12 protein-coding genes are annotated in these 14,880 nt (G+C 60.8%); 7 read left to right on the forward strand and 5 right to left on the reverse strand.

Annotation, left to right across the window (positions count from 1 at the left end):
- Positions 1–105: 105 nt before the first annotated feature.
- Positions 106–1,116, reverse strand: a complete 1,011-nt coding sequence (locus BSK43_RS14070; protein WP_246662576.1) for a LacI family DNA-binding transcriptional regulator — start codon at positions 1,114–1,116, stop codon at positions 106–108.
- Between the two features lie 164 nt (positions 1,117–1,280).
- On the opposite strand from BSK43_RS14070, the gene BSK43_RS14075 reads away from it, so the two are divergent.
- The 4 genes from BSK43_RS14075 (at position 1,281) to BSK43_RS14090 (ending at position 7,269) form a co-directional block, all read left to right on the forward strand.
- Entirely contained in the window at positions 1,281–4,022 is a 2,742-nt protein-coding gene (locus BSK43_RS14075) for a glycoside hydrolase family 2 (RefSeq protein ID WP_077472051.1), read from the forward strand.
- Positions 4,023–4,170: 148 nt separating this feature from the next.
- Positions 4,171–5,430: a hypothetical protein gene (locus tag BSK43_RS14080; protein ID WP_077472050.1), complete on the forward strand. Its 1,260-nt coding sequence runs from the start codon at positions 4,171–4,173 to the stop codon at positions 5,428–5,430.
- 67 nt (positions 5,431–5,497) lie between these two features.
- Entirely contained in the window at positions 5,498–6,391 is an 894-nt protein-coding gene (locus tag BSK43_RS14085) for a sugar ABC transporter permease (protein WP_068394389.1), read from the forward strand.
- Between the two features lie 95 nt (positions 6,392–6,486).
- Positions 6,487–7,269 (forward strand): carbohydrate ABC transporter permease, encoded by a 783-nt coding sequence (locus BSK43_RS14090; RefSeq protein WP_077472135.1) that lies wholly within the window; start codon positions 6,487–6,489, stop codon positions 7,267–7,269.
- A 51-nt stretch (positions 7,270–7,320) separates the two neighbouring features.
- On the opposite strand, the gene dinB is transcribed toward BSK43_RS14090, so the two are convergent.
- Entirely contained in the window at positions 7,321–8,418 is a 1,098-nt protein-coding gene (dinB, locus tag BSK43_RS14095; RefSeq protein WP_077472049.1) for a DNA polymerase IV, read from the reverse strand.
- Positions 8,419–8,857: 439 nt separating this feature from the next.
- Between dinB and BSK43_RS14100 the strand changes: the two genes are divergently transcribed.
- The 3 genes from BSK43_RS14100 to BSK43_RS14110 all read left to right on the forward strand — a co-directional run bounded on the left by BSK43_RS14100 (position 8,858) and on the right by BSK43_RS14110 (position 11,720).
- Positions 8,858–9,742, forward strand: a complete 885-nt coding sequence (locus BSK43_RS14100) for a hypothetical protein (RefSeq protein WP_077472048.1) — start codon at positions 8,858–8,860, stop codon at positions 9,740–9,742.
- A complete protein-coding gene (locus tag BSK43_RS14105; protein WP_077472047.1) occupies positions 9,739–11,217 on the forward strand; it encodes a hypothetical protein in 1,479 nt (492 codons plus the stop codon). Before BSK43_RS14100 ends, BSK43_RS14105 begins: the two co-directional genes overlap by 4 nt.
- A 233-nt stretch (positions 11,218–11,450) precedes the next feature.
- Complete coding sequence (locus BSK43_RS14110) at positions 11,451–11,720, forward strand: ABC transporter ATP-binding protein (protein WP_205910614.1); 270 nt, start codon at positions 11,451–11,453, stop codon at positions 11,718–11,720.
- 128 nt (positions 11,721–11,848) lie between these two features.
- On the opposite strand, the gene BSK43_RS14115 is transcribed toward BSK43_RS14110, so the two are convergent.
- The 3 genes from BSK43_RS14115 to BSK43_RS14125 are packed head-to-tail and all read right to left on the reverse strand — an operon-like array spanning position 11,849 to position 14,870.
- A complete protein-coding gene (locus BSK43_RS14115; protein WP_136686912.1) occupies positions 11,849–12,964 on the reverse strand; it encodes an ABC transporter ATP-binding protein in 1,116 nt (371 codons plus the stop codon).
- Between the two features lie 5 nt (positions 12,965–12,969).
- Positions 12,970–13,929: a carbohydrate ABC transporter permease gene (locus BSK43_RS14120; protein ID WP_077472991.1), complete on the reverse strand. Its 960-nt coding sequence runs from the start codon at positions 13,927–13,929 to the stop codon at positions 12,970–12,972.
- Positions 13,926–14,870: a sugar ABC transporter permease gene (locus tag BSK43_RS14125; RefSeq protein WP_077472992.1), complete on the reverse strand. Its 945-nt coding sequence runs from the start codon at positions 14,868–14,870 to the stop codon at positions 13,926–13,928. The genes BSK43_RS14120 and BSK43_RS14125 overlap by 4 nt, the downstream gene beginning before the upstream one ends.
- Positions 14,871–14,880: the final 10 nt, after the last annotated feature.

The following is a 14,880-nucleotide window of genomic DNA, read 5'->3' on the forward strand; positions in this document are numbered from 1 at the left end:
CATACAGGCGGCGGCGAGCTACAGGGACGGCCCGCCGCCACCTCGACATTCAGAGCTTTTCATTCCTGTTCGGACAATCATCTTGTCCTTGTTTGCCTGCCGGCTTCAACGGGGCGGGGCGATGGAAGCGCGCAAGATTAGCCGGCATTCCATCTTCAGCCGCACGGGCGGTTTCTTCGGCTGCGCTATCTTTTCCAGAAGCTCAGTCACCGCCCATTGGCCCATGTCCTCATGCGGCAGCTTCAAGGTGGTGAGCGGCGGCAGGATCTTTCGGGCAAGGCTTTCGTCATCGAAGCCGACGACGGAAATATCGTCGGGGATCTTCAGGCCGCGCATCCTGATGGCGTCATAGGCGCCCATCGCCACCCGGTCTGAAAAACAGAACACCGCTGTCGGCGGGGATGGCAGGTCGAGCAGCTGCAGCATCTTCTCGCGGCCAAGATCGAGCGACCAGGCGCCGGAGACGATCAAATCCGGATCGACGGCCATGTCGTAGGTGGTAAGCGCCTGGCGGTAACCGCTCAGGCGATCGCGGGCCGCTTCCAGCCGATCCTTGCCCGCGTCGATCATGGCGATGCGGCGATGCCCGGCCTTGATCAGCGCCTCCGTCGCTGCAAAGCCGCCGGCAAGATCGCCGGGGATGATGGAGGAGAACTCGGCGCGCTGCTGATGGCAGTTGAGGAGTACGGTTGGATAGTTGGAAAGTTTGGACGGCAGCACCGGCGCCAATTGGGTGATGAGCGTGGCGTAGATGACGCCGACGATCTGCCGCCGGCCCATATAGTCGAGAATGGTTTCCGCGAACTCGACCTGTCCGCCGGTCACCACGGTCACCGCCGCCAAGCCGCGCTCCTCGGCCGCCTCGCGCACGCCTTCGATCAGCGGCGCGGCGTGATGCGAAGCCATCAGATCATCGATGAGGAGCACGATGATGCCGCCGAGCGAGTGATTGGCAGGCGTGGCCTTCTGGTAGCCAAGCTCCTCGGCCACGGCCAGCACGCGATTGCGCATCTCCTCCGAAACCCGCTTGCCGGGGGCCTCGTTCAATACGAGTGAAACCGTCGCATGCGAAACGCCGACCTTTGCAGCGATGTCGGACATTGTCGGTCGTTTCATTGTTTTGTCGTTCACGCGGTTTCTTTCTGAGGCAACTGGCCGGCACGTTAGAAAATCTGGCGGACAATGTGAAGCGGTGGGTCTTGCGGGTGTTACATTTTTAAGTTACGAAACTTGTATGTAACTTATTTTGTGACTAAATCCAACTGGAAAGCTTGCGGCCCATGACCATCTCCTCCCGCCGTTTCGCCGACACCCATTCCGGGCCGCGTGCACGCCTGTCACTCGACGGGATCTGGGATTTTCAGCTGGAGGGGCAAAGGCAGACGACGATTGCGGTGCCGGCCCCCTGGCAGGCGCATTTTCCGGATCTGCGCGCTGCCGCCGGCGTGGCGACCTATTCGCGTTCGCTGGTCGCGCCGCAGGAGTGGCTGGGGCGTCAGGTGGTCGTGCATTTTGGCGCGGTGAACTATTTCGCCGAAGTCTCCGTCAATGGCCGCGGCCTCGGCTCTCATGAGGGCGGCTATCTTCCGTTTGAGTTTGTCATCCCTGCGGATGTTCTGGGTAGTGAATTGCACCTTGAGGTAAGGGTCACCTTGCCGAGTGCCGATGCCAAGGCTTTCCCCGACTTTCCGTTCGACGAAATCCCGCACGGCAAGCAGAGCTGGTACGGCATGCTGGGCGGTATCTGGCAGTCGGTCTGGCTCGAATGCCGCAGCGAGGCGCATGTCGCGCACCAGTCCATTCGCGCCGATCTCGCCACTGGCGATGTGACTGTCGATGTCGAACTGGCCTCGGCCTTTACCGGCGCTTTGAGCATCACGCTTCTGGATCGCAACGGCGCGGTGGCGGCGTCGCAGGAGCTTGCCCTTGATGCCGCGGCGCAAGCTTCAGTCACGCTCAAAGTTGCCAAGGTCGAGGCCTGGTCGCCAGATGATCCCACACTTTACCGGGCTGTGGTCGAACTTTCCGAGGGTGGCGTCGTCATCGATGCCATGGCCGAGAATTTCGGTTTTCGCAGCTTCGAGGCGAGAGACGGAAAATTCTTCCTGAACGGCCAGCCATTCTACATGCGCGGCGCGCTTGATCAGGATTATTACCCGGAAGGCATCTACACGCCGCCGTCGCTGGAGTTTCTGGAGGATCAGGCGCGTAAATCGAAGGAGCTCGGGCTCAACCTGTTGCGCTGCCATATCAAGGTTCCCGATCCCCGCTATTATGATGTGGCTGATCGCTTCGGCCTGCTGGTCTGGACGGAAATTCCCAATATTCAGACATTCACAGAGGCCTCGGCCAAGCGCCTGCTCGACACGATGGAAGGCATCCTGCGCCGCGACGGCAACCACCCCTCCATCGTCATCTGGACCATCATCAACGAAGACTGGGGCACGCGCCTTGTCGAAAGCGCCGATCAGCGCTCGTGGTTGTATAGCGCCTATCATTGGCTGAAGAAGAAGGACCCGACCCGGCTCGTGGTCGACAATTCGGCCTGCGTTCCGAACTTCCACATCGTCTCCGACATCGATGACTACCATTACTACGCCTCGGTGCCGGAAATGGCGCGTGAATGGGCCGATTGGGTTTCAGCCTTCGCCAAGCGGCCCGACTGGTCCTATTCGCCGAACGGCGATGCGAAGCGGCGCGGCGACGAACCGCTCGTCGTCTCCGAATTCGGCGTCTGGGGGCTACCGCATCCCGACAAGCTGCTGCAGGACGGCAAGGAGCCGTTCTGGTTCATCAACGGCCTGGAATGGGATAGCGAAGGCGCGACCTATCCGCATGGCGTCCAGCAGCGCTTCCGCACCTACCAGTTCGACAAGGTCTTTTCGTCCTTCGATACTTTTATCGAGGATGCGCAATGGCATCAGTTCAATGCGCTGAAGTTCGAGATCGAGGAAATGCGCCGGCATGCCTCGATCCAGGGCTATGTCATCACCGAGCTGACCGATCTGCACTGGGAGGCCAATGGCCTCATGGACATGGAGCGCAATACGCGTGCCTATCACAGCCGCTTCCACGAGATTAACACCGATGTCGTCATCGTGCCGCGCATGCAGCGCTATGCCGTCTGGGCGGGTGACACCACCAGTATCGAGCTCGAAATCTCGACGGGCGGCAAGGCGCTGCCCGCTGCCGAGCTGAGCTGGAGCATCGATGGCGCAGAGGCGGGCAGGATGGCGGTTGCGGCAGTGGACGCAACGTCCGTGCACCGCCTGCCAGCGCTCAATCTGTCTTTTGGGGCGGAAAAGGCCGGCAAGCAGATCAGCGCCCAGTTCACGCTCACCGCCGGTGGCAAGGAGCTTGCGCGCAACAGTCTCGACATCAGCGTCTACGCCCAAAGGTCCAAGCCCGCGCTCTCTGTTTTCTCTGGTGAGCCCGAGATTGCAGCCTATCTGGCCGCGCTCGGCTATGAGGTCGTCGGTGCTGATGACGCGGATGTCCGGGTCGCATCGACGCTGAGCCAGACCGATATCGACGCCATGGAGCACGGCGCCCGCTACGTGTCGCTCGCCGATATCGCGCCCGCACCGTTTGGCAACCTGCGCAATGACCAGCCGAACTGGAATTATCCGACCGGAGGCGATCGCGGGCAGCCGATGCCGCAGATGCGCGTCACCGAGCGCAACGGCACCATCTGGAAAGGCAACTGGGTCACTGGCTTTAGCTGGGTGAAGCGCTCCGGCGTATTTGCACGGCTTCCGGGCGGCCCGCTCACCGACCTTTCCTTCGTCGGCGTCAATCCCAACCGCGTCATCACCGGCTTCCGGCCGATCCATTTCGATGGCCTCGTCCATGCCGGCACGATGGCGGGCTGGATTCACAAGCCCTGCGCGACCATTGCCGAGCGACGGGTCGGCGCAGGCCGGATCGTCGCCACGACCTTTGGCCTGATGCGCGAACCTGCCGGCGCCGATCCGGTGGCGGCAGCCTTGCTGGATGGAGTTATTGAAACGGCCGCCGCCTAGGCAGCCAATGGAGTGAAGCCGCCGTGTGACCGGGAGGAGGTCCAGGTGGCCAAGACAGATGGGAGCTCATCTGCTTCCCACGCTGCGACGCAAGACAAGAAGGCCGGGAGGCCCCGGCAGGAAAACCGATCATTCTGGAGGAGTGAAAATGCGTAACCTGTTGAGAACATCGATTGCGGCGCTAGCCGTCATGGTTGCCTTCCCCGCATTCGCGGTCGAAAATGTGGTCTGGTGGGACTTCCTGTCGGGAGGCGACGGCGTGCGAATGAAGGCGCTGATCCAGCGTTTCAACGATGAGCACAAGGACAAGATCCAGATCAAGGGTACGACTCTTGAATGGGGCATTCCCTATTACACCAAGCTGCAGACATCGGCGGCCGTCGGCCAGGGACCGGACATTGCGACCTACCACCTGTCGCGCCTGGCGGCCGCGGTTTCGGCCAAGACCGTATCGCCGATCGATCCGAAGGAGCTTGAGGCGGTTGGCCTGAAAGACGGCGACTATCCGCCGAATGCGATTGCCGCCTCGACGGTAGACAATGTGCGCTACGCCGTTCCCTTCGACGTGCATGGTGAGGTTCTCTACTACAACAAGAATGTGCTGAAGGAGCTCGGAGCGCTGGGCCCGGACGGCAAGCCGACCGGCATCGATACGCTGGAAGGCTGGCGCGCGCTGTTGGCCAAGGCCAAGGAGGCCGGCAAGAACGGCGTCGTCATCGCATCATCCAGCGGCGATTTGCGCGACATCTATACCTTGTTCGGTCAGTTGGGCGGCCAATTGACCGCGGACGGCAAGTTCCTGCAGGGCGACAACTTCGACAAGATGGAGAAGGCCTATGCCGAGGTCACGGATTGGGTGAAGCAAGGCTGGGCGCAGCCCTATGTCGATTCTGAAACCATCACGCCGACCTTTCTGGCCGGCCAATCCGCCTTCTTCCTGAATGGCAATTGGGAATTGCCGACCATGGAAACCGAAGTGGCGAAAGGCAATGGCTTCAGTTACGGCATGGTCAACATTCCGGCCTGGATGGGCAAGCCCGCCAACTGGTCGGACTCGCATTCCTTCGTGATCCCCAACAATGTCGGCGTCACCATGTCCCCGGAAAAGCGAGCCGCGGTTCTCGAGGTCATCCGGTGGATGAATGTGAATTCGCTGGAATGGGCTGCCGCCGGCCATATCCCGGCCTATCTGCCGGTCAGCACATCGGACGCCTACAAGGCGCTCAAGCCGCAGGCCGATTATGCCGCCATGGCGCTCAACGCCTTCTACATGCCGAAGACGCCGCTGACCGGCGCCGCCTCCAAATTTGACGATGACTGGCAGAACATGGCGTCCGGGCCGCTCAACGGCGAAGGCGACATGAAGGAGACGCTGGAGAAGTTCCGCGATCACATGAACGCTCAGTGATCGTTTCCGTTCAACAGCTTCCGGGCCTGCTCGGGCTCCGGGAGCGCATAAGCAAGGCGGGTGACGGATGGCTGCGGTGAGCAACAAGAAGCAGGATAGCCTGATTGCAGCGCTGCTGGTCGCTCCGGCCGTCATCGCGTTTATGGTGATCTTCGCCTATCCGACGTGGCGCATGGTGGCGATGAGCTTCACCAATGCGCCATTGATCGGCCCCGGCGAGTGGGTCGGGTTCGACAATTATGCGCGCCAGCTCTTCTCGCCTCAGCTGCAAAAGGCGCTTCTGAACACGCTGTATTTCATCGTCCTGACCGTCATCCCGGGCACATTTCTCGCGCTGTTCATCGCCATGGGCGTCAATCGTCTCGCCGGACGCATACAGATGTTTGTCCTGGCGTGCTTTTTCCTGCCTTCGATTCTGCCGGTGTCCGTGGTGACGCAGATCTGGACCTGGATCGCAAACATGCAATACGGTGTCATCCAGGATGTCGTCGGGCTGTTTACCGGTGGCCGGCCGCTGCCGCTCTTGCGTTCACCAGCCTATTTCATGCCCTCCGTCGCCGTCGTCACCATCTGGTGGACGATCGGCTTCAACATTCTGCTCTTTCTGGCCGCCCTGCGCAGCATTTCGCCCGACATCTACGAGGCAGCAGCGCTCGACAATGCCAGCCGCTGGCGGGTCTTCTCAAAAATAACCTGGCCGCTGATCTGGCCGGTCACGGCGCTGGTGCTGACGCTGCAGCTGATTGCGCAATTCAAGATTTTTGCGCAGCCCTACCTGCTTGGCTACTTCGCCCATACGCCGGCTGACGCGCAATCCGTGGTCATGTCCGTGATCTACGATCTCGCCTTCAAGCAGAACAAGGGCGGCGAGGGCGCAGCCGTCGCCACCATCCTGTTCGCCATCATCCTGATTGCCTCGGTCTTCCAATATCAGTTTCTGCGTGCGCGAGGTGAAAAGTGAGCGTCTCGACACCCGATCGGCAGGCGCGCCCGGAACGGGCAAGCGGTGGCATCGCTGCGGGCAGGTGGAGCAGCCGGGCGCTGACCACGCTGACCGTGATCGGGGCACTGATCTGGTTCTTCCCGCTTTACTGGGCGATCGTCACCTCGCTCAAATCCGACACCGAAGTGGTAAGCCCGACGCCGGGGCTCTTGCCGAAGGCGCCGACGATCGAGCCCTATCTCTACGTGATCGGCCGCTCCAGCATCGTGCAATGGTATGTCAACTCGGTCGGCACATCGACGATCATCGCTTTGGTGGTCTTGGTGATCAGCGTCTGCTGCGCCTATGCGCTGAGCCAGATTCAGTTTCCCGGCCGCCGGTTGATCTATGGCGCGTTGATCGCCTCGGTCATGGTTCCGGCGGAGGCGCTCATCATCAATCATTTCGTATTGATGAACTCATTCGGGCTCATCAACAGCTGGGGCGGCATCATCCTGCCGCAGCTGGTGGTGCCTTCGGTCATCATCATCCTCAAACAGTTCTTCGACCAGATCCCAAGAGAGTTCCGCGAGGCCGCGATGCTCGACAATGCCGGCCATTTGAGGACGCTGTGGAAGATCTACGTGCCGATGAACTGGGGCGTGATAACAGCCCTTGGCATCACCACCTTTATCGCGGCATGGAACAACTTCCTGTGGCCATTCCTGGTCGCGACTTCGGACGCGACGATCACCATTCCCGTCGGCATCACCCAGGTGAAGGACGTCTTCGGCGTGCGTTTTGCCAAGGACATGGCAGCGGCGGTGCTGGCCGGTCTTCCTGTCGCCATTCTCTACCTTCTTTTCCAGAGGCAGATCACGCGGGCCATCATGCTGTCGGCTGGAATAAAGGGCTAGGAGCAACGCGGCTCCTTCTCGGTGCAGGCCTTTTCACGTGGTTGCCGATCTTCAGATGTCGAGATTGAGCTGGGACTGTGGCTCAGCTTTATCGGCTCCCTCGTTCGTCAGAGACGAAAGGGTAATGCCGAGCAGGCGAACGGGCCGCCTGAACGGGTAGACGGTTGCCAGAAGCGCAGATGCCGCCTCAAGGACGTCACTCACGTTTGCGACCGGAAGCGGGCTGGTCCGGCTGCGTGTTGCCTGAGTGAAGTCCGCATATTTGATCTTCACGGTCACTGTCTTGCCGCTGATGCCACCTGTCTCACAGTAGTGCCAGACCTTCTCGGCCAGGGGGAGTAACTCCGCCGTTGCCAGCTCGAGATCGTCGATATCCTCGGCGAAGGTGTCTTCGGCACCGATGGATTTCCGAATCCGGTTGGGCCTTACCTGGCGTTCGTCGATGCCGCGGGCGATGCCGTAGAAATACGGCCCCGATTTTCCAAAATGTTCCTGCAGGAAGGCAAGAGATTTCGATTTCAGATCGAGCCCGGTCTCGATCCCATATGAACGCATGCGCTCAGCGGTTGCCGGCCCGACGCCATGGAATTTGTTGACCGGAAGAGCCTCGACGAATGCTGGTCCGTTCTTCGGCGTGATCACGGCCTGGCCGTTGGGCTTGTTCAGGTCGCTCGCCATCTTGGCGAGGAACTTGTTGTAGGAGATGCCGGCCGAAGCATTGAGCCCGGTGACCTGCTTGATCTTTGCCCTGATCTCCAGGGCGATCTCGGTGGCAATGTCCATGCCCTTGAGGTTCTGGGTGACGTCGAGATAGGCCTCGTCAAGCGATAGCGGTTCGATCAAAGGCGTGTATTCGGCGAAGATCTCGCGGATCTGCTGCGATACCGCCCTGTAGACGTCGAAGCGAGGCGGCACAAAAATCAGATCAGGGCATTTGCGCTTTGCGGTCACCGAAGGCATGGCGGAGTGAACGCCGAAGGCGCGGGCCTCGTAGCTCGCAGCGGCCACCACGCCGCGCGCTGCGGATCCGCCGACGGCCAGTGGCTTGCCGCGGAGTTCGGGATGATCCCGCTGTTCGACCGATGCGTAGAACGCATCCATGTCCACATGGATGATTTTCCGGACCTGGGTGGCGCTCGTATCGTTCATGATGGTCTCAGCATTCAATCCGCGGGGCTCAGCATTGCCTTCTGATCGCGCGCGCTACTTTCTTTCAACATGATGGCCAGTGGTCGATGAGGTGCCGCATCCAGCCGATTCTCCAATATCCCGACTGCTGGCGGCATTGCTCTGCGAACATATGCGCCGCCTGACCGCAGCGGCTCGTGTCGGCGGTATCAATAGCATGCTCGGTGTGACGGCGTCAGATATCCCATTGAGCGAGGATGTGCTCATGACGACCTTCCTGCGGCAAGGGATCAAGGCCCTGGGCGTTAGATTGGATTGCGGGCGCGGAATACAACCAGTCGACTGAGATAAGTTGAAATCAAGCTGTAGCGTTAATAGGGTAGAAGCTGTGGCGCAGCCCGGATAGCGTGTGGGTGGCGATATTCAATCCAATCGATTGGAAATCATGGGGAAACGGGGAATGAACTCAGTGCGTCGTCGCGTTCTTGCGTTCTTGGGGGGTCTCATACTGGCAAAACCATCTTTCGGCAGCCCGGCGAGCAAAACGCCGGCATTTGCCACATCGCGCTCCAGTTACACCCCCCGTCACATCCTTTGCTTTCTCGGCAAGGAGAATGGGCTTGCGGCCTTGCAGGTGAGTGCGCGCGCCGCCATCGGCATGTTCGGCGATATCTTTACCGTCGACGAGGAATTTTCGCGGGATGAGCCCGATGATCGGATGGTGCGGTCATTCAATATCTGCTGGGACCGCGTCGACCCCGACGCCTATGAGGAAGCCGACGAGGATGCCGTCGCCGTTCACGGATCGGTTCTCTACGTCCTCGGCCCGTCGATGGAACCGGAGACAACCATAGCGACTACGGCAAAGGCCCTGATGTTCGTGCAATACATGCTTGATCACGGCGCGGTCGCTGCAAAGGGCGAAAGCGCGGGCGTAGCACATGGCGCGCGACGATGGAGGGAGCTTTTCGAGCAGGCGCGTGATGCCGCCGCTTCCGGCGATTCACTGGCACTTGCGAAGGCTTGCCGTCTCGCCTTCGCCCGCCGACCGATTGGAGACGATGCTGAGGGAATGGCCAGCGTCGGCTTTCATCTGGTTGGCTTGCCTGACGTGTTGGTCACCCTTGACCGGAAGGGCGATCAGTCGCCGTCCACCAATGAAGAACAGCTGAAGATCGCCGCGCTGATTGATGACGTGGCCGAGGAAATGACGCGCGACGGCGTTGAAGCAGCCCTGACGAAGCGTCATGTCACCCTATCGGACGATACTCGCTACGAGGAGACCGAATATAAGTTCAATCCGTTCGGAGTAGCGACCATCGCCGGGCCGCGGAGGTCGGAATGAGGGCCGCGCGCCTGAGAGGAACGCTCGTCTGCTTTTGCGTTTTCACCGCCACGTCGAGTGCTGCCTGGTCCAATGAGAGCGTCACGGTCCCCGGCTATGCACCGGCAACCGGGGTTGAGCACAGCTATCGCGTCCAAAAGGCGACCGAGAACGACATGTCGTTCTGGTTCGACAAATCAGGCGCCGCGCCGCTGATCACGCGCGGAGAGTTTCGCCAGAAGGTGACCGTTCTGTCGCGGGACGAGCAGGGCATACGGGTTCGCTGGTCGCTTAGCGCCGACCTGCCGGATGGCATCGCGGGTGCTGCCGATACCTATCAAATGAACCTGCTTTATCGCAATTCTCTCACTGCCTATGGCGTCAGCTCGCTCGAACTCGAAACGGATTTGAACGGCTATCCGCGCAGCCTTCCTGGCGCCGGTCAGATATTGGCGCATATGCGGCAGATGGCGGCAAATGGACCGGGGGGAGCGGTCGCCGTGGCGGGAAATAGCGTCGACAACATCATCAACAGAATAGAGCAAAACCCCATTCTCGTTGTCACCGCCTTGGCGCCGGAAGCGCAATTGCTGGCCTCTGGGCAATCCTATCAGGATGAGACCATGGACGTTGGGCAGGCCCTGGCGGCATCGCGCAACGAGGACTATGGCAACGTGACTGTTCCGGTAACATCGACCTGGGTGCTCGAATCCACGGACACGACGGCGCACACAGTGACCCTTTCGGTGACGGACGCATATGATCCGGCGGCACTCAGCCAGTCGCAGCAGGAGGTGATTGCCAAGCTCATGGCTGCCTTTGACGAGCGGGTGAAGAGCCTTACGGCCGATCAGCTGGCCTCCGTCAAGCGCGCCGATAAGAAGCGGAACGCGAAATTCGTGGTGTCGCTGAACGATGGTTCGGTGGTCGAAGCGTCGGAAGTCGTAACGATCGCGATGGCCGGCACGACATTGCGCACCTACACCTACATGCGACGCGAAGACGTGCCAGCCAGTCTGCAGGTTCCACCGATCCTGACAACGGGGGGCCAGCCGACGCCGAACCTACATGTCGAGCCGCTGCCGTCCGTCAATGCCGGGCCAGGTGTCCTCGATGAGCTTTCAATGTCTGAGGCGCCGGCCCAGCAAGATATGGCGGTCGTGACCAGCAACGATCAGGCCAAGTCGATTGCGCCGATCTGGCTTGAGGTGAAGAGCGCCGAGGTGGTCTCCGCTTCCAACCCCTATGGGTTTGCACTGAATATCGTGCTCACGCCGGAGAGCGCAGATAAGTTTCGAGATTTCACCCAGGCGGCGATTGGTCAGCAAGTGCAGATAGTGATCAACGACAATGTCGTCATGGAACCCTGGATAAGGCAGCCGGTCACCGACGGTCGCCTGACGATAGATGATGGGCCGCAGATGAAGGTTTTGGGGTTCGTGAAGGATCGGCTGTCCGTTCCTGGAGCGAGAATCCTCGTACGCCTGCGCTCATGAGGAATGGCTCGCAACTGCGCCGATCAGCCATGGTTGTTTCAAGCGGAGGCCTGAGAAAAAGGGTAATTCAGCCGAAGACGGCGCGAAGATGGCCTGGCTGTTGATTGCCAAGGGAGCGGCCCCGGGCACGGGCGACCTCTATGAAAAGGGCCGCTATGACCGGGCATTGGCCATATGGCGCGCAGAGGCTGAACAAGGGGATTCTTCGGCGCAAAACAACATGGGTGTCCTTCATGCGCGCGGACAGAGCTAGGAAGCTCAACGCCGATCAGGGCCGCACGATCGTCATGGTGATCCATGATCTCAATCATGCCGCCCAATATGCGGACCATCTGGTCGCGGTCGCCGATGGTGGCATCCATGCCGTGGGCAGCCCCACTCGTCTGCTCACCCCTGATCTCATCCAAACGGTCTTCGGCATCGAGGCGATGGTCTTTCCTCATCCGATAGATGGTACGCCTCTGTACCTGCCGTTCACCGGTGCCTCGAAAGGCCATGCATGAAAGCCGTCGCCAATCGTGGAGGTCGGCGCCATAGACATTCCCCGAACGAGACCGGCTGCTGGACGCAGCGCCGGTCTCGTTCGGGAATGTGATCTTCTAGGCTGCCGAGGTGCCTATATCAGCTCCCCTCAAGCGATTCTGGCTTGGGTATTTGGATCGAAGAAGACGGTTTTATCGAGGTTGAATGCGAGGCGAGCGTTTTGGCCGGCCTGGATGCGGACGTCGGCGCGCAGGCGGGCGACGACTTCCTTGCCGCCGAGCTTGATGACGGCGAAGGTGTCGGATCCGGCGGGCTCGACGACTTCGATGAGGCAATCGTTTTCGGAGACGGTCTGGGCATTGCGGTCGGCGCCGTCTGGGTCGGTGAGTGCCTCGGGGCGAATGCCGAAGACGACGGCGCGGCCGTCATGGGCCTCGAGCTGCTCGCGACCGGCGGCGATCGGCAGCCGGATCAGCTCGCCATCGCCGCGCGCCAATGAGACGGACAGGCCGTTGCTGCCCTTTTCGATGGTGCCGGAGAGCAGGTTCATGGCGGGCGATCCCATGAAGTCGGCAACGAACATGTTGGCGGGATTGTTGTAGATCTCGGCCGGCGAGCCGAACTGCTGCAGCACGCCATCCTTGAGAACGGCGATCTTGGTTGCCAGCGTCATGGCCTCGATCTGGTCATGGGTGACATAGACGATGGTGGTCTTCATGCGCTCGTGCAGGCGCTTGATCTCGGTGCGCATGTCGACACGCAGCTTGGCATCGAGGTTGGAGAGCGGCTCGTCGAAGAGGAAGAGTTTGGGGTCGCGCACGAGTGCACGGCCCATGGCGACGCGCTGGCGCTGGCCGCCCGACAGCTGGCTCGGCTTGCGGTCGAGCAGATGGCTGATCTGCAGCACCTTGGCGACCTCGTCGATCGCTTTCTTGCGCTCGTCGGCGGGCACGCCGCGCATCTCCATGCCAAAGGCGATGTTGCCGGCAACCGTCATGTTCGGATAGAGCGCATAGCTCTGGAACACCATGGCGATATCGCGCTTGGAGGGATGCAGGCCGGCAATGGAGCGTCCGTCGACGCGGATGTCGCCGTCGCTGATGGCTTCAAGACCGGCAATGGTGTTGAGCAGGGTGGACTTGCCGCAGCCGGACGGTCCGACGAGGACGAGGAAGCCGCCCTTCTCGAGCTCGAGATCGATGCCCTTGAGGATGTCGACGGCGCCATAGCGCTTCTTCAGTCCGGAAATTTCTAGAAAGGCCATGGCTGTTATCCTTTGACTGCGCCCGCCATCAGACCGCGCACGAAGTAGCGGCCAGCGAGAATGTAGACGATGAGCGTGGGGACGGCGGCGATCATGGCGGCGGCCATGTTGACGTTGTATTCGACCACGCCGGTCGAGGTGTTGACGACGTTGTTGAGTGCGACGGTCATCGGCATGGCATCGCCGGTGCCGGCATAGGCGGACGCAAACAGGAAGTCGTTCCAGATATTGGTGAACTGGTAGATGACGGTGACGACGATGATCGGCAGCGAGCTTGGCAGCATGATGCGGCGGAAGATCTGGAAGAAGCCGGCGCCGTCGACCTGGGCGGCCCTGACCAGCTCGGTCGGAAAGGCCTCGTAGTAGTTGCGGAAGAACAGCGTGGTGAAGCCGAGGCCGTAGACGACGTGAACGAAGACCAGGTTGACGGTGGAATTGCCGAAGCCGAAGCTAAAACCCGTGGCATCCTGCAGGGTAACGCCGAAGCGGCCGAGCGCACCGAGGATCGTCGCCATCGGCAGCAGCACCGACTGGAACGGAATGAAGCAGGCAAACAGCATCAGGGCGAACACCAGCGTATGGCCGGGAAAGCGCCACTTGGTCAGCACATAGCCGTTGAGCGCGCCAAGGATGGTCGAGATCGCCACGGCCGGGACCACCATCTTGATGGAGTTCCAGAAATAGCCCTTGATGCCGGCGCAGGTGAGCCCGACGCAGGTCTCGCCCCAGGCCTTCAGCCAGGGATCGAAAGTGGGAGACCTGGGCAGCGCCAGCATGTTGCCGTTCTGGATCTCGTCCATGGTCTTGAACGAGGTGACGAGCATGACGAAGAGCGGCGCGAGATAGAACAGCGCAAAGAGAAACAGCAGGCCGTAGATGATGACCCGGCTGATCCAGCGGCCGCGATTGGCGCGATGGGCGGGGTTGTCGTGCGGCGCCAGGCCGGCGGTGGCAACGGAACTCATCGCGCCTTCTCCTTCAGTTCGGAATAGAGATAGGGGACGATGATGGCCGAGATGGTCATCAGCATGATCACGGCGCTGGCCGAACCGACGGCCATCTCGTTGCGCTTGAAGGTGTATTCATACATGAAGTTGGACGGCAGCCAGGCCGAGCCGCCGGGGCCGCCCGAGGTCAGCGCCACCACGAGGTCGTAGGACTTGATCGCCATGTGGGCAAGCACGATGAAGGCGGAGAGGAACACCGGGCGCAGCAGCGGAATGATGATGCGGCGATAGAGCTGCAGCGGCGAGGCGCCATCGATCTGCGCCGCTTTCATGATCTCGCTGTCGATGCCGCGCAGGCCGGCGAGGAACATGGCCATGACGAAGCCGGAGGCCTGCCAGACACCGGCGATGACGACGGTGTAGATGACAAAATCCTTGTTCTTGATCCAGTCGAAGTGAAAGCTGGTCCAGCCGAACTGATGCAATGTCTGCTCGAGGCCGAGACCCGGATCGAGGAACCACTTCCAGGCGACGCCCGTGACGATGAAGGACAGCGCCATCGGATAGAGGAAGATCGGCCTGAGCACGCCCTCGCCGCGGATCTTCTGGTCGAGCAGGATCGCCAGCAGCAGGCCGAGCGCCAGGCAGATGAAGATATAGAGGAAGCCGAAGATCCCCATGTTGACGATCGAGGTGTACCAGGAGGATGGCGGATCGTTCTCGAAGGTCCAGCGCCAGAGGCGCTGATAGGCGCGTGCGCCGGTCAGGTCATAGGAGGGGAAGGTCTTGGAATTGGTGAAGGACAGGTAGACGGTCCACAGAATGAAGCCGTAGACGAAGACCAGCGTGATGGCGAAGCTGGGCGCAAGCACGATCCTGGGCAGCGCGTCCTGCAGGCGCGCGCGGAATGAAACCGCCGGCCGCGCCGACACCGGTTCCCTTGTTGCAATTGAACTCATGAGGTTCATC

Source organism: Rhizobium sp. P44RR-XXIV (genome assembly GCF_001999485.2).
Classification (GTDB): domain Bacteria; phylum Pseudomonadota; class Alphaproteobacteria; order Rhizobiales; family Rhizobiaceae; genus Rhizobium.